The organism is Mangrovimonas yunxiaonensis (assembly GCF_000733475.1).
GTDB classification, from domain to species: Bacteria; Bacteroidota; Bacteroidia; order Flavobacteriales; family Flavobacteriaceae; genus Mangrovimonas; species Mangrovimonas yunxiaonensis.
Genome location: NZ_JPFK01000005.1, coordinates 57,077 through 71,052, shown reverse-complemented (window position 1 = coordinate 71,052; position 13,976 = coordinate 57,077). Strand labels below are relative to the sequence as shown.

Below are 13,976 nucleotides of genomic sequence, written 5' to 3'. Positions count from 1 at the left end.
GGTGTTATTTAATGGCTTTTTTTAGGGTTTTAAAGAAAACTTCCTCTTTGTTGGCAATATGGTCTAGTTGAGCTGCAATGTTGTTATACCCGTCTGTTTTTCCGGAACGGTTTTTATAGATGCGCGAGGCATCGAGGGCAAAATCGCGCCACAAATCCCCAATATGGGTCATTTCTTTAGACAGTGTGTGCAGTTTGGGGTTGTTTAAAATAACGCTGGCTTCTTGTAAAAAAGCGGCATATATGTACCTAAAACCGCCACCACCGGTACCTATTTCTTCTTGCATCCTTACGATTTGTCCAAGGTAGTGGTTGGCCACTTTAGCCCCTTTTTTCTTAGGCCATTTTCGTATGAGGCGCGCTACCATTCGTATGCCTTTTACCCCCACAATAGGGACAGGAGCCAGCATATCGCGACAGGTGTGCTTTATACCTTTTATAATGGCCTTTTCTAAAGGCATTTCCTTAGGGATAAACGTTGGGTAGTACATGTGGCCTTTGGGAGCAAAAGCCCCTTTGGCAAAACGAACATCCTCCAGTTGTTTGTCTGTTAAGGTGGTTACATGCTCCATTACGGGATCGCTAATAAGGTAGGTGTCGTTATTTTTACCGTAAACAACAAGGTTATGGGCGTTAAAATGAAAGCGGTACTCGTCTGGGAAATACATTAAATTGTACACGCCAACCTGTAAGCCTACGGGGTTGTTGTTTTTTAGATTGTCGTCTAAGCGTTGTTTTGCGTTTTTAACGTTTTTAAACTTTTCCCGTTTAATTTTTATGCCCACACGTTTGGCAAAGCGTTTAAAGATAAACCCAGGCATGGCACGATACGTAATGGCGGGTGCGTGATTTACCATTAAAAAGGGAATGTAACAGAACAGCAGCCCCGAGCCAATACCAAATACCATGGGCTCGCTAATTTGAAACCCATGATGTTTCATGAGGTTGGAGACCACACCATTTTCGCAATGGGCAGATTGATGGTGTGTGAATTTAATTTCCATGTAACGAGATATCTTTTAATTGGGCTATGCTAACATTAAAAACATCGGCATATTTTTGTAGGGTTTTTTTAGACAGCTTATTAAAAACACGTGGTTTAAAATGGCGTTTTACACGCCACTTCCATAAGCCAACATAACTTGCTAAAATGCCTACATCCATTTTATGGAATTCCATATAATATTCTATGGGGCTAGTTTGGTTGTTGAGCACGCGGGTTTTTGCTTCTTCAACACGTTCGTTAATATTTTCTATGGCATTGTTTAAAGCAATGGCTTTTGGTGTCCAACCAGTGCTGTTAACGGTGGTGTAATTGCCGTCTTCATCAACGGCGTAGCAAAGTTCCTTGTAATTGGCGGCCTTAATATTGCTCTCATCTTGAGGGACGTCTTCTTTTTTCATACGGCATTATTTTATTTCGCGAATCACTAAATTCAACTCACAAGATACTAATTCTTTATCGTCTTGGGTAGTGGTGCATGCAATAGTACATAAGCTGTAGGCCTCGGTGTCTAATCGGGAAATAAGGTTGGCTTTGGTGGTTATGGTGGTTTCTACTTTGGGGCAGGCATAAATGTTAACCTTTTTAATGGCGCTTATAAAGCCAATAAGCTTGGTGCCTTCGCCTTGTAGGTCATCGTCCTTAAAGTAGCTTTTGCCTACTATAGACGAGCAGGTTTGTGCGGCGTTTTCGACAAGGCCAGCCTCGTTAAAATACCCGTGGTCGTTAAAAATAGACGTTTTAGGAATGGTATAGCTGGTAGCTACATGGTCGTTGCCAATAGAGAGGACTTTTTCTACCATTAAAAAAGGCGCTCTGTGTGGCAGGAAATTAGAAAAATCTAAAGCCTCTACATTATTCATTGGCGATAACGGTTTTCATTTCTCCAGAAGCGATGGCTTCATTTTTGGTGTTGAAGGCGCTTACCTTTACCATGGTTACTCCCATAAATTCATGAAGGATTTCGGCCTTGGTTGTGATGGTTTCGCTTAAGGCAGGAAGCTTATGAATGGTTATTTTTTTTATAGATCCTATGTATCCTGTCGGGGCTTTTTCACCTTTTAAAAAATAGGCATAACCGGTGTGCAATGCTACGGTTTGAGCCATGTGCTCTACTACTCCGGGCTCGGTAAAAATACCGTCTTTTACCAGCGTGTTTTCTGGGGTGATGGTTAGTGAGGCCGTAACGTGTTGCGGTGAAAAATCTACAAGCTGATCGACCATTACAAAAGGTGCCTTTTGCGGGATTAGATGCTGGATTTGCGTTGTAGGTAACAGGTTGTTCATGACTATTACGAAACGGTTAATAGTGCGTAAGCATACGAAAAACGTGCGCTCTCAGGAACAGACAACAAAATGGTGTCGCCTTTTTTTAGGTTGCCCGAATGTACAAGTTCTTCCAGCATTAAATATATAGAAGCTGCGCCTACGTTGCCCACCTTACTTAGGTTCATAAACCACTTTTCCCAAGGAATTTCAACCCCTTGAGCTTGCATTTCCTTATATAAATTCTCTTTAAAATAGTATGAGGATATGTGTGGTAAATAGTAATCTATGTCGTTGGTATTCATTTGGTGCTTTTCTAAAGCTCGTTTTAAGCTGTCTACACCTTTTGTAAGGATGTTGGCCCCCAAAAGCTTAACATCTTGTTTAATGGCAAACAACGATTTTTTACTCCACTCGCTGGTGTTGTATTCGCTCCAAGGTTTTAAAAACCCATCGTCCTGTTTGTCGCCACCGGCATACATGCAGGCTTCAATCTCGTGGGCATACGAATAGCCCTCCATCCATTGTATTTTAAGCGGAGTGTCTCCATTGGGTTGGTCTTCTAGTAGGAAGGCTCCGGCACCATCAGAGAGCATCCAACGAAGAAAATCTTTGTTAAAGGCCAGAATAGGGTTGTCTTCTAAGGCTTCTAAGTGCTTCACTTCATCCTCGAAAATATCCGATTTCATCCAGGAAGAAATTCTTTCAGATCCCGTTACTACGGCATTTTTGGTCTGTCCAGACTTCACCGAAAGAAACCCGTACTTTAAGGCGTTCATGCCCGAACAACAGGCTCCAGAGGCCGAGTTAATCTCGATATTGCCATTTTTTAAAAAACCATGTACCATGGCTGCATGCGAGGGTAAAATTTGGTCTGGACTTCCCGTACCACAGGATAGCAGTTCGATGTCTTGAGACGAAAACCCGTTGCTGCATAAGTTGCTTATGGCCTCTTTGGTTAGCTGGGCATTGTTATGGGTAACTTGCCCTTGGTCATCTATAGCGTAATATCGTGTTTTAATCTGGTTGTTTCTAAGTACAATACGTCGGCCTTTAGAGGTTTTACCGTTAATGGTACCTAGTTTGTCTTCCATTTCGTCGTTTGAAATGGGGCGGTTAGGCAAAAATTTCGATACTCGTGTAATATAAACTTCCTTCATTGTTATTCCCAACTATTTATAAGCTACAGATGCATAGTAAGCTTTGTCCTTTTTTATTTTATTGTACAAAGGCAAATAAGTCAACAAAAATAAGATAAAAACAATAGGTGCAATAACCCAAATAGCAAATAAAAGATAATATTTAAAGATTTTAACTAATTTAGAACGTTTTGGGGTGCCCTTTTTGCTTTTGGAAATGATTAATTGCGACCATTTTGAAAAAATAACATTTGCCTTTCGGTCTGTGGTTACCAAAAAGGGTTTTATGGTTACCGCTTCTTGCTGTAAAAGGTTGTCCTGTAGTGTGTTTAGGGTGTTGTTTAGTAAGTGGGTTGCAATAGTGGGCCCAAATTTTGTGGCGTTATCGATATCTTGTTGCGATACCCCTGGCTTTGGGAAAATACCAAGGTAGCGCTTTTTTTCTCCGGTAAACATCCAGGGACCAATGGTAATAACGCTAATATGATTAAGGTGACGGTCTACCAAAGCAATATTGCCGACTAGGTTGGCCTTTAGGTCCAAAAGCTTTTTTTTCATTTTTTCCTGAGCCATAACCCATAAGTTTCTGCAACCAAGAACTGTAACCACTGGGGTATTTTTAAACAATTTTTTGGCATCGTTGGTTTCAAGAAACGAGCTAATAGGGAGCGAGGGGGTGAGAAACCACACTTGGTATCCAAAAATAATTAGGTCGTAGGTCGTGTTAACAATGGCTTGGGGAAGCGGGTTTACTTTAACCGGCATTTGCCTGAAGGTTTCTGGGAAAGCCTCGAAAAAATCTTGTTTTGGCCAAGGAAAAGGAAAAGGGTCTGCCAATGTAATGTTGTGAAAATCGACACGAATGTTATTGTTGGCCATTAGCGGTGCCGCAATGTTGTTTACAATCTCGGTAAGTTGCCCAGACTGTGAGTAATGTAAAACGAGTATTTTTTTCATTTAGATTAATTGAGCGGTAAAAATAGCTAATTAATCTTTAAATTAAGGTTTGGGCTTTTTATCCCAGAAGTCAAAATAGTTAAACCATTGTAACGGGTATTTTTCTACCATCCAGGAAACGCTTGCCGTATATTCTTCCAACAGCATGTTGGCGTCGCGTTTTTTGGCTTCCGATTTTCTGGCGTACAAGTGGTAATGCTTGTTGGTTTCTTTCATCACATAAACGAATAAAACGGGGACATTTAACCGAGAGGCCAATAAAAATGGCCCAGCGGGAAACTTAGCCGTTTCGCCCAACAAGTCGTGGCTTAAGTGTTTTGTGCCAGGAATAAAGCGGTCTCCCGTAATGCAAACCAGTTCGTTTCTGGCCAGTGCAGCATTTATTTCGAAAATGTGCGAGAGATCTTCTTTTATAAGAATGAGGTTAACTTTGGATTTTCCGGTAACGCTTTCTATATAGTCTTTTATGGCCGTGTGTTCTACGTCGGTTGTTAGAAGACTAATGGCAGCATGTTCTTCTAGTTCTCCAAAAAAATGCTCGGCAATTTCAAAATTGCCCACATGGGCACTAATTAAAATCCCGCCCTTTTTAGCGTTTAGGGTTTCTTTTATTAAATGAATGCCGTCAAAATCGTAGGTGAACCTATCTCGTAAGCCAGAAGATATGGCCACTTTATCGATAATGGTTTGTCCAAAAACGTAATAGCTCCTATAAATGTTTACAAGGCTTTTAAGCCAAGAGCGGTTTAGCCGTTTGTTAAAATAATAAAAGATGGCTTTAGAGCCAGCGTAGGAAAATAAGGTGTAGTAAAAGGCTACAAAATACAATACAAAGTAAGCACTGCCTAGGCCAAGTTTTTTCATGAGAAACACAAAAATTCTGTACCCAAGAACGGTGCCTCTGGACTTGCCTTTCCACTCAGTAGCCATATGCTATAAAGGTGTTTAGCTTAATTTATGCTCGATTAACGTATAAAAATCTTGAAGTGTCTTAACGTTAACAAAGTCTTCGCCGACTAATTTTACACCAAAGTTAGACTCGATGGCTACGACTAAGTCGACAAAATCCAAACTGTCTAACTCTAAGGTTTCTTTTAAGCCCGCTTCGGGAGCAATGTCATCCTCTTCTACTTCAAATTCTTCAACAAGAAAGTTGTTTATCTTTTCAATAATAACTTCTTTATCCATTACCACACTTAAATGTTTTTTATTATTAATGCTGAATTTGTTCCTCCAAATCCAAAGGAATTGGACAAAAATACATCAATTTTTTTTTCTAACGTTTTACTTACTAAATTTAATTTTGAAGCGGCTTCGTCGGGTTGTTTTAAGTTAATGTTTGGGGCAATAAAGCCAGATTTCATCATAATTAACGAGTAAATAACTTCGCTAGCGCCAGCCATCCAGCATTCGTGGCCGGTCATGGATTTTGTCGAGCTCACATAAGGCCCGTTTTCGCCAAAAACCTCAAAAATTGCTTTGGCTTCATTGGCATCGCCAACAGGGGTAGAGGTGGCGTGGGCATTTACGTAATCTATGGTGTTGGCAGGGATATTGGCTTGTTCCAATGCCATTTTCATGGCTCTGGACGGCCCATTTACATTTGGTGTAGAAATGTGCTCGCCGTTTGAAGAAAAGCCGTAGCCAATAACTTCTCCTAAAATGGGAGCACCTCTTTTTACGGCCGCCTCATAAGATTCTAGAATTAAAGTTGCAGCGCCACCGCTAGGCACCAAGCCATCCCTTCCCATATCGAAAGGTCTGGAGGCTTCTTGCGGATTATTGGTGTTTGTTGAAAACACTCCCAACCCATCAAAACTGCCCATGGCAAGTTTGTTGATTTCTTGGGCACCACCACAAATAACGTAGTCTTGCAAACCGCTTTTAATAAGTTGGTAGGCCATGCCTATGGCATGCGAGCCGCTGGCACAAGCAGCACTAACAGTAAAGTTAATGCCCGTAAGTTTAAAGATGGTGGACAAATTCATGGTAACACTAGAATTCATCCCCTGAAAAATAGCGCCACTTCCTACTAAAGTGGTGTCTTGCTTTTCTCTAATCTTGTCGTTGGATTCTATAACCGATTTGGCCGTACTATCGTTTCCGTATAAGATGCCAACATCGTGCTTATCGATAAATTCCTGAGACATGTTGGCGCTTTCCAAAGCCTCGATAGTGGCCATGTACGCATATTCGCTTTCCTCGCCCATGCTTATGCGTTGCCTTCTGGAAAGGGCCTTTTTTAAGTTGGGCTTGGGTACCATGCCGGTAAGGGGCGAACGGTAACCAAAGGCTATGCGCTCTTGGTCAACAACAATACCAGAAGTACCGTTATACAAGGATTCTTTTACTTTATTTATGTTTTCTCCAATACAGGAATAAATACCCATTCCTGTAATCACCACTCGTTTCGTCATGCTCGTAATAAATTAAGAGTAAATTCCGCCATTAATGTTAATGACCTCGCCCGTAATATACGATGCTTTCTCCGAAACTAAAAAAGAAACGGTATGGGCCACTTCCTCGGGAGTGCCAAAGCGGTTCATAGGAATCATGCCTTTTAATTCTTTCTCGTCCAATTCTGCAGTCATGTCTGATTGGATAAAGCCCGGGGCAACGGCGTTTACGGTTATTTTGCGTTTGGCCACTTCTTGGGCTAGGGCTTTTGTAGCGCCTACCAAAGCGCCTTTTGCCGCAGAATAGTTGGTTTGTCCTGCGGTGCCTTTTACACCAGAAACCGAGGCGATGTTTACAATTCTGCCATAGCGGTTTCGAAGCAGTTTTTGAATGAAAAAATTGGTGACATTGTAAAACCCGTTAAGCGATGTGTTGATAACATTTTGCCAGTCTTCTTTAGGCATCCACATAAATAAGCCGTCTTTGGTAATTCCGGCATTGTTAACTATAACCTCTACAGTCGCATCGGGATTGTTTTCTTGCCAAGTGTTTAGTTGTGACGTTACGTTTTCGCTATCCGAGACATTAAATTGAATAATTTCTCCGGTATTGCCTTCGGCCTCTACGGCCTTAAGCGTTTCTAAAGCCGCAGCCTTATTGCTGTTGTAGTTTATTATAATGTGGTAGTTGGTGTCTTTTGCCAATTGTATGCAAATGGCGCTTCCTATGCCTCTAGATCCACCTGTAATTAGGGCGCATTTCATGTATTGTTGGTTTAGTTAGTTGGGTGTAGGTTTAGTTTTAGTAAAAAAGCTCAAGGTTTTGAAACCACGACTTGCTTATAAGCTTGCCTTCCTGGTTTATAAATCCCCATTGCTTTTCAAATTTTACTCTAGCAAGGCCATCGATAAAGCCTTTTTCATCTTTGTCTTTAAAAATAGCTCCGAATCCTGCAGAGGAGATTCCGTATTTCTCTTCAATCACGAGATCTCCCTTTTTATTAATAAAGCCCCAGAGCTTTTTTGTTTTTACAGGCGCTAGACCATCTCTACTAAAAATCTCGGCATCTCTATACTCTAAAGGTACAATAACGTTTCCTTGGGTATTAATATAGCCCCATTTTTTGTCTTTACAAACAGGCGCTAAGCCATTGGCAAATGCTTTGGCTTTATCGTAAATGGGGTCAACCACCCATTCGCCCTTATTGTTAATATAGCCAATGTTGCCTTCCTTTTTGGCGTAAGTTATGCTGCTGTTGTAAGAGAAGTCCCAAATTTTTTCGGCACCAGCAATTACTTTAAATTCACCATTAATAATAAGGCCGTGCTCTTCTCCTTTATGGGCTACAATGTTGCCATTGTAAACGTTGCTTACACCATCGTAAATGGTTTTTACATGGTAGTTGCCTTTGGTGTCTATTAACCCCCATTTTTCGCCTTCGCGAACTTTGGAGTAGCCGTTTTTATAATCGAAGGCTTTAACAAATTTAGGAGCCACAACAACCTGTCCTTTGGTGTTGATAAAGCCCACAAGGTCGCCTTGTCTTATTTGTGCAAATCCTTCTTGAAAATCGTAAAACTTATCGGTTTTTACATCTGTTAGAATTTTTTCGCCTTTGGTGTTAATATAAAACCATTGGTCTTCTATACCGGCAACTGCAATTCCGGAGTTGAATTCTTTAACACGATCAAACTGTGCCGGAATAGCCCATTTGCCACTGCGGTTTATGTAGCCCCATTTCCCCTCGTCGTTTATGACTTCGGCTAAATCGCCAGAGAAATTTTTAGCTTTTTCAAATTGTGGTTTTATGTGCCATTCTCCAGATTTGTTAATGTAGCCATATTTTCCATCGAACCTAGCTAAGGCCAACTCTTGTGCGAAACTGGTGAAAAATCCAATAAGGCTTAAAAATAGGAATGCTTTAGTTTTCATAATGATTAATAGCTTTTATTATTTATGATAAAATCTTTCACAAGGTTAACATAAGGGTACATGATAACGTCTTTTGTAAAGATAGGAACAATCTTGCGAATGTCGTCGTAAATTTTTCTGGTTTTTGCCGAAACGCTGTCCTTAACGTCCAGATATTCTATAGCTTGTATTATGGTAATAAGTTCTATGGCTACCACTTCAAAAGCATTTTCTATAACTTTTTTGGTGGTTAGTGCTGCATTGGTTCCCATGCTTACAATGTCTTGGTTGTCGTTATTGTTAGGTATGCTGTGTACATACATGGGGTTGGATAGCATTTGGTTTTCGGCCGTGGTTGAGGTTGCTGTAAATTGAACGCCCTGCATACCAAAGTTAAGTCCTAATTTACCCAGATTAACAAATGGGGGCAGCATGTCGTTTAATCGGGCGTTTAGTAAGTAATTTAGTTGGCGTTCTGATAGCATGCTAAGTTTGGTAACAACAATTTTTAGTTTGTCCATTTCTAAGGAGACGTAGTCGCCATGAAAATTTCCGCCGTGATATACGTGCTGTTTTTCAATGTCTACAATAGGGTTGTCGTTGGCCGAATTAACTTCTTCGATTAAGATTTTTTCCACACTGTTTAGGGTGTCTAGCACAGGCCCTAAAATTTGTGGAACACAGCGTAAGGAGTAGTATTCTTGTACTTTTTCTTTAAAAACAGAAACATCTTCGTTCTTGCTATAAAGGTGGTGTTCGCGTTTTCGGGTAAGCTTGCTGTCTTTTAAATGCTCACGCATGCTTTGTGCAATTTGTTGTTGTCCAGCGTGTTTTTTAGAGTTGTTTAATTCTTCCGATAGGTGATCGTCGTAAGCCTTTACAATTTCGTTTATGGCAGCAGAACAAGCGACCGTCCAATTTAGTAGGCGTCTTGTGTAAAGGGTGTTTACCAGCCCAATACCAGTCATTACCGAGGTGCCATTCATAAGGGCAAGCCCTTCGCGAAGTTCTACAGAAATGGGTTTGAGGTTTTCCATGTCGAAAACGTCTTTGGTCTGGCGCCTTTCGCCTTTGTAAAATACTTCGCCTTCGCCTATAAGTACTAAGGCTAAATGTGCCAATTGTACCAAATCGCCACTAGCACCCACACCACCATGCTCGTAAATTAAAGGGGTAATATCTCTGTTAATAAATTCGGCCATAAGCTTTACAACCGATTTGTGTACACCAGAATTTCCTAACGAAAGGGTGTTCATGCGGGCAACCATAGCAGCCTTGACATACATGGGTGGTATGGGCTGTCCTGTTCCAGAAGCATGGCTGCGAATTAAATTGTATTGTAGCTCGATGCGCTCAGAATCCTTGATTTTATATTGGGCCATAGGGCCAAAACCGGTATTTACACCGTAAATGACTTTGTTTTCGGAGAATTCTTTTAAGAAATTGAAACTTTTATCTAAGGTTTCAATAACCGACTCATCTATAGTGATTTGTTGATTGTCAAAAATGATGTTATAGAAATCTGTTATTTCTAAGGTCCCGTTGAATGTTAGCATTAATTTATGGGTTGGGTTATTTTTTGTGCAAATATTTCAATAACTAAAACTAAAATAGTTATTTTGGAATGCAAATTTAAAATAATAAATGAATTATATACTATTTTGAGTATGAGTGATATAAATGTTGATGTGCTGATTATAGGAGCAGGTCCATCAGGATGTGTAGCGGCGTCCTATCTTTTTAAGCAAGGACTAAAGGTTAAAGTATTGGAAAAGAGTAAATTCCCAAGGTTTGTTATTGGCGAGAGTTTGCTGCCCAGATGCATGGATCACTTTGAGGAAGTAGGCCTGTTGGCCTGTTTAGAAGCTCAAAATTTTGAATTGAAGCCCGGAGCGCGATTTTTAAGGGACGATATTGTATGTAATTTTGATTTTAGTAAGAAACATACTGCTGGTTGGGATTGGACTTGGCAAGTGCCCAGAGCTGATTTTGATAATACTTTAGCGCAAGAACTTATAAAATGGGGCGTAGATATTAGGTTTCAGCACGAAGTGCTGGATGTGGCGTTTGATGCCGATGGAAATTCTGTAACAACGGTAAAAGACCAGGCCGGAGAAACCTATAAGGTAAATGCTAAGTTTGTGGTGGACTCTAGTGGCTATGGCCGCGTTTTACCTAGGTTGTTAAACTTGGATAAGCCATCGAGCCTTCCCGAGCATTCTTCAATTTTCACTCATGTAAAGGAACCTAATAGACCCGAAGGGGAAGAGGGCACCTTAATAACGTTTGATGTGCTAGATCGCGATACCTGGTTTTGGGTTATTCCGTTTTCTAACGGGGTAACTAGCTTGGGCTTTGTTTCTAAAAATGAATATATCGATTCGTTTGAGGGGTCTACAACAGCACGTATGAAACAAATGATAGAAACTTCTAGCTATTATAAAGACCGTTTTAGGGGGCTGGATTTTGAGTTTGACCCTATTTGCATTAGAAACTACTCTAAGGCTGTTAGCAAGCTATATGGTAAAGGCTTTGTGCTTACCGGGAATAGTGCCGAGTTTTTAGATCCTGTCTTTTCGTCTGGGGTAACCTTTGCAACAGAATCGGCTTTGTGTTCGGCAAAATTAATTGCAAAGCAACTAAAAGGTCAGCAGGTAGATTGGGATAAGGAGTATGTAGATTATATAATGAAGGGGGTTAATGTGTTTAGGACTTATGTAGAAGAGTGGTATACCGGTAATTTGCAGACCCTGTTTTTTCACCGCCCCGAAAACCCCGAGATAAAACGCCAAATATGTGCTGTTTTGGCCGGTTATGTTTGGGATGAAACCAACCCGTTTGTAAAAAAACACAACCGTATTGTGGCTAATTTGGCCCATTTAATTAATATGGAAAAAGAAGAAGCCAACGGTTAACCGTTGGCTTTTTATCAGGAATTTCAAAAAGTATTATTTAAGTTTTTTTCTTAAATCTTTGGCAAACGACTTGGCTAATTTAGCATACGCTTCAGAAATTCTGTAACCAGAATTGAAATCGTATCCCATGGCTCCACTGCCTTCTACCTTGGTGTAATCTGCTTTAAATAGAATTTGATCTGGTGTATCGGTCTTAAATACGTAAATAGTAGCTTCAATTTTAGAGTTTTGTCTTACAACACCAACATTGTAGCCTGCATACATAAATGTGGTATGGATTTTCATGGTGTATTCCGAACCTGTGTCGTGGCCAACCTGAATTTCTTTGTCGTCCCATCTTTTGTTAAAAGACTCTATAAATTTAGGTTCGTATCTGTCTTCTCTATCAGCAAACCACGATTCTCTAAATTTTTCACCGGTACCGGGTTCCTTATCTTCTCTTTTTTTCATTTTGTCCTTCAAGAACTCTTCTTCTGAATCGTATTTAGGAATTTCGAGATTGGAATAATCGAAAGCCAAATTGTAGGATGCGATGTTTTTTAGGTTACTCCAATCGCCTTCGGTTACTTTAACCTTTTGGGCTAACAAAGGAGACGTTAAGAATAAAGTTAGGGCAAGAATTTTTAGTTTTTTCATGTTTTAAGTTTATTTGGTTAAATGCTCGATGCGAGCAAAGTAAGAAAATTAAACAAAAAAGAAAACCCAACCAATTTAAGATTTGGATAAATTATCTAGCATTTCCTTCGTCATGGCTTCTAAATCGAAGTTGTGTTTCCAGTTCCAGTCGTTTCTGGCATGCGTGTCGTCAATGCTTTTTGGCCAAGTACTGGCTATATCTTGCCTGTAGTCTGTTTTGTATGTTATGGTAAAGTTTGGGATGTGCTTTTTTATGGCATTGGCCACATCTTTTGGGGTAAAGCTAATAGCGGCCAAATTATAGGACGATCGTATTTTTATCGCCTCAGCTGGGGCTGCCATAATATCTACGGTGGCTTTTATGGCATCGTCCATAAACATCATGGGAAGTGCGGTGTCTTCAGAAAGAAAACACTGGTAGGTGCTGTTTTTTAAGGCTTCGTGGTAAATTTCTACAGCATAATCGGTCGTGCCACCGCCGGGAAGTGTTTTCCAGCTTATAATGCCCGGGTACCTAATGCTTCTAACATCAACGTTGTACTTGTTGTGGTAATACTCGCACCAGCGCTCACCAACTTGTTTGGTAATGCCGTATACCGTTGAGGGTTCCATAATGGTGTATTGTGGGGTGTTGTCCTTAGGGGTTGTCGCGCCAAACACCGCAATGCTAGATGGCCAGAACATGCGCTTTATAAACCCTTCTTTAGCGAGGTTAAGCACATGAAAAAGCGAGTCCATGTTTAAATCCCAGGCTTTCATGGGGTATTTTTCGCCTGTGGCACTCAATATGGCTGCCATTAAGTATACGGTATTTATGTTGTGTTTTTCAATACAGTCTTTAACTGCGGCATAGTCTTGGGCATCTACAATTTCAAAGGGGCCAGAATTTACAACATTTGTATTGTTGTAGCTAATATCGCTTGCAATAACTTGGTCCTTGCCATATTGCATTCTTAACGTGTGGGTAAGCTCGGAGCCAATTTGCCCGCATGCACCAATAATTAAAACTTTAGGAGTCATATGCCAAAACTATTTAGGGCTCCAAAATTAAGAATATTTTATGGTACTAAACTTGTTTTGTTACGAGTTTTTAAACCTTTAACTTTTGAAATCGATATATTTGTTTCGTTAAACTTTAGGCCATGAAAAAAATCATATTGGTGGGGTTGCTCTTAATGCTTGTGTCGTGCAAAGATCAAGCGCCTGGAGCGGCTGAGCACACGACCGAAGAATCTGCTTTACAACTAACCAATGCCGATATAAAAATATCGTTTGTAGAATTTGAGCTCGATGGGCAAGTAAAAAGCATCACACAAAACTGGAAGGCCTATAACCAATTGGAAGAGACCACGAGCAACTTAAAGCGTGCAGACGTGTCGTTTTTTAAGGAAAACCACGACATGCTCGAAACCTTGATTGCCGATTTTAGCACAACAGTACCAGAACGCCTAAGCTCGCCAGCTGTTTTGGCTAGAATTGTGGCGCTAGAGAATGCCATGTATAAGCTAGAGAATGTGGTAAACATCTCCAGTCACAGCCAACAAAAAGAGGTTGTAGCATCTATAGAAGACGTTCTAAAAGCGCACACAAACCTAAAATTTCAGATGAATAAAAAGGTCGAGCGCGACGCCCAAAAAATCCAAAGGCCAAATTAATCTTAATAATAAGGCATTGAGGTGCTTGGTGCTTTAAGGTCAATGGTTTTTTCTGCCGTATTCATTTTAAACGCATGCAAAGCCCTGTAAAACGGGCT

General features: G+C 40.5%; 16 protein-coding genes. 2 read left to right on the top strand and 14 right to left on the bottom strand.

The window, feature by feature from the left end:
* Positions 1-4 precede the first annotated feature (4 nt).
* The 12 genes from IA57_RS04425 to IA57_RS04370 are packed head-to-tail and all read right to left on the bottom strand — an operon-like array spanning position 5 to position 10,228.
* Positions 5-1,003, bottom strand: coding sequence for a BtrH N-terminal domain-containing protein (locus IA57_RS04425; protein WP_036119827.1), 999 nt, complete (start codon positions 1,001-1,003; stop codon positions 5-7).
* Positions 993-1,403, bottom strand: coding sequence for a hypothetical protein (locus tag IA57_RS04420; protein ID WP_036119824.1), 411 nt, complete (start codon positions 1,401-1,403; stop codon positions 993-995). Before IA57_RS04420 ends, IA57_RS04425 begins: the two co-directional genes overlap by 11 nt.
* A gap of 6 nt (positions 1,404-1,409) precedes the next feature.
* Entirely contained in the window at positions 1,410-1,865 is a 456-nt protein-coding gene (locus tag IA57_RS04415; RefSeq protein ID WP_036119822.1) for a hotdog family protein, read from the bottom strand.
* Positions 1,858-2,289, bottom strand: a complete 432-nt coding sequence (locus IA57_RS04410; protein WP_051880987.1) for a FabZ — start codon at positions 2,287-2,289, stop codon at positions 1,858-1,860. The genes IA57_RS04415 and IA57_RS04410 overlap by 8 nt, the downstream gene beginning before the upstream one ends.
* Before the next feature lie 5 nt (positions 2,290-2,294).
* The gene (locus tag IA57_RS04405) at positions 2,295-3,428 is read right to left on the bottom strand and encodes a beta-ketoacyl-ACP synthase III (RefSeq protein WP_036119817.1); all 1,134 of its coding nucleotides are present in this window, start codon (positions 3,426-3,428) and stop codon (positions 2,295-2,297) included.
* Between the two features lie 12 nt (positions 3,429-3,440).
* Entirely contained in the window at positions 3,441-4,364 is a 924-nt protein-coding gene (locus tag IA57_RS04400) for a hypothetical protein (RefSeq protein WP_036119814.1), read from the bottom strand.
* Between the two features lie 42 nt (positions 4,365-4,406).
* Positions 4,407-5,294, bottom strand: a complete 888-nt coding sequence (locus IA57_RS04395) for an LpxL/LpxP family acyltransferase (protein ID WP_036119811.1) — start codon at positions 5,292-5,294, stop codon at positions 4,407-4,409.
* A 15-nt stretch (positions 5,295-5,309) separates the two neighbouring features.
* On the bottom strand, positions 5,310-5,552 hold the full coding sequence (locus tag IA57_RS04390; protein ID WP_036119809.1) for an acyl carrier protein: 243 nt from the start codon (positions 5,550-5,552) through the stop codon (positions 5,310-5,312).
* Between the two features lie 8 nt (positions 5,553-5,560).
* The gene (locus IA57_RS04385) at positions 5,561-6,781 is read right to left on the bottom strand and encodes a beta-ketoacyl-[acyl-carrier-protein] synthase family protein (protein WP_036119806.1); all 1,221 of its coding nucleotides are present in this window, start codon (positions 6,779-6,781) and stop codon (positions 5,561-5,563) included.
* Positions 6,782-6,793: 12 nt separating this feature from the next.
* Positions 6,794-7,525, bottom strand: a complete 732-nt coding sequence (fabG, locus tag IA57_RS04380) for a 3-oxoacyl-ACP reductase FabG (RefSeq protein WP_036119805.1) — start codon at positions 7,523-7,525, stop codon at positions 6,794-6,796.
* A gap of 37 nt (positions 7,526-7,562) precedes the next feature.
* Positions 7,563-8,693 carry a WG repeat-containing protein gene (locus tag IA57_RS04375; protein WP_036119802.1) on the bottom strand — a complete coding sequence of 377 codons (1,131 nt, stop codon included), beginning with the start codon at positions 8,691-8,693 and terminating at the stop codon, positions 7,563-7,565.
* Positions 8,694-8,698: 5 nt separating this feature from the next.
* A complete protein-coding gene (locus IA57_RS04370; RefSeq protein WP_036119800.1) occupies positions 8,699-10,228 on the bottom strand; it encodes an HAL/PAL/TAL family ammonia-lyase in 1,530 nt (509 codons plus the stop codon).
* A 111-nt stretch (positions 10,229-10,339) separates the two neighbouring features.
* Between IA57_RS04370 and IA57_RS04365 the strand changes: the two genes are divergently transcribed.
* Positions 10,340-11,587, top strand: a complete 1,248-nt coding sequence (locus IA57_RS04365; RefSeq protein ID WP_036119798.1) for an NAD(P)/FAD-dependent oxidoreductase — start codon at positions 10,340-10,342, stop codon at positions 11,585-11,587.
* A gap of 33 nt (positions 11,588-11,620) precedes the next feature.
* Here the strand turns inward: IA57_RS04365 and IA57_RS04360 are convergent, their stop codons facing one another.
* Together IA57_RS04360 and IA57_RS04355 are read right to left on the bottom strand one after the other, a co-directional pair.
* Positions 11,621-12,223, bottom strand: a complete 603-nt coding sequence (locus IA57_RS04360; protein ID WP_036119795.1) for a hypothetical protein — start codon at positions 12,221-12,223, stop codon at positions 11,621-11,623.
* Between the two features lie 75 nt (positions 12,224-12,298).
* Positions 12,299-13,243 carry an NAD-dependent epimerase/dehydratase family protein gene (locus IA57_RS04355; RefSeq protein ID WP_036119792.1) on the bottom strand — a complete coding sequence of 315 codons (945 nt, stop codon included), beginning with the start codon at positions 13,241-13,243 and terminating at the stop codon, positions 12,299-12,301.
* Positions 13,244-13,365: 122 nt separating this feature from the next.
* On the opposite strand from IA57_RS04355, the gene IA57_RS04350 reads away from it, so the two are divergent.
* Positions 13,366-13,878: a hypothetical protein gene (locus tag IA57_RS04350; protein ID WP_036119789.1), complete on the top strand. Its 513-nt coding sequence runs from the start codon at positions 13,366-13,368 to the stop codon at positions 13,876-13,878.
* The last annotated feature ends 98 nt before the right edge of the window (positions 13,879-13,976 follow it).

Excerpts from the sequence above, each read along its gene's own strand:
- IA57_RS04355 (WP_036119792.1), bottom strand. The coding sequence starts at position 13,243 with ATGACTCCTAAAGTTTTAATTATTGGTGCATGCGGGCAAATTGGCTCC.
- IA57_RS04350 (WP_036119789.1), top strand. The coding sequence starts at position 13,366 with ATGAAAAAAATCATATTGGTGGGGTTGCTCTTAATGCTTGTGTCGTGC.
- IA57_RS04420 (WP_036119824.1), bottom strand. The coding sequence starts at position 1,403 with ATGAAAAAAGAAGACGTCCCTCAAGATGAGAGCAATATTAAGGCCGCC.
- IA57_RS04415 (WP_036119822.1), bottom strand. The coding sequence starts at position 1,865 with ATGAATAATGTAGAGGCTTTAGATTTTTCTAATTTCCTGCCACACAGA.
- IA57_RS04410 (WP_051880987.1), bottom strand. The coding sequence starts at position 2,289 with ATGAACAACCTGTTACCTACAACGCAAATCCAGCATCTAATCCCGCAA.
- IA57_RS04385 (WP_036119806.1), bottom strand. The coding sequence starts at position 6,781 with ATGACGAAACGAGTGGTGATTACAGGAATGGGTATTTATTCCTGTATT.
- IA57_RS04375 (WP_036119802.1), bottom strand. The coding sequence starts at position 8,693 with ATGAAAACTAAAGCATTCCTATTTTTAAGCCTTATTGGATTTTTCACC.
- IA57_RS04390 (WP_036119809.1), bottom strand. The coding sequence starts at position 5,552 with ATGGATAAAGAAGTTATTATTGAAAAGATAAACAACTTTCTTGTTGAA.
- IA57_RS04370 (WP_036119800.1), bottom strand. The coding sequence starts at position 10,228 with ATGCTAACATTCAACGGGACCTTAGAAATAACAGATTTCTATAACATC.
- fabG (WP_036119805.1), bottom strand. The coding sequence starts at position 7,525 with ATGAAATGCGCCCTAATTACAGGTGGATCTAGAGGCATAGGAAGCGCC.
- IA57_RS04365 (WP_036119798.1), top strand. The coding sequence starts at position 10,340 with ATGAGTGATATAAATGTTGATGTGCTGATTATAGGAGCAGGTCCATCA.
- IA57_RS04395 (WP_036119811.1), bottom strand. The coding sequence starts at position 5,294 with ATGGCTACTGAGTGGAAAGGCAAGTCCAGAGGCACCGTTCTTGGGTAC.
- IA57_RS04360 (WP_036119795.1), bottom strand. The coding sequence starts at position 12,223 with ATGAAAAAACTAAAAATTCTTGCCCTAACTTTATTCTTAACGTCTCCT.
- IA57_RS04425 (WP_036119827.1), bottom strand. The coding sequence starts at position 1,003 with ATGGAAATTAAATTCACACACCATCAATCTGCCCATTGCGAAAATGGT.
- IA57_RS04400 (WP_036119814.1), bottom strand. The coding sequence starts at position 4,364 with ATGAAAAAAATACTCGTTTTACATTACTCACAGTCTGGGCAACTTACC.
- IA57_RS04405 (WP_036119817.1), bottom strand. The coding sequence starts at position 3,428 with ATGAAGGAAGTTTATATTACACGAGTATCGAAATTTTTGCCTAACCGC.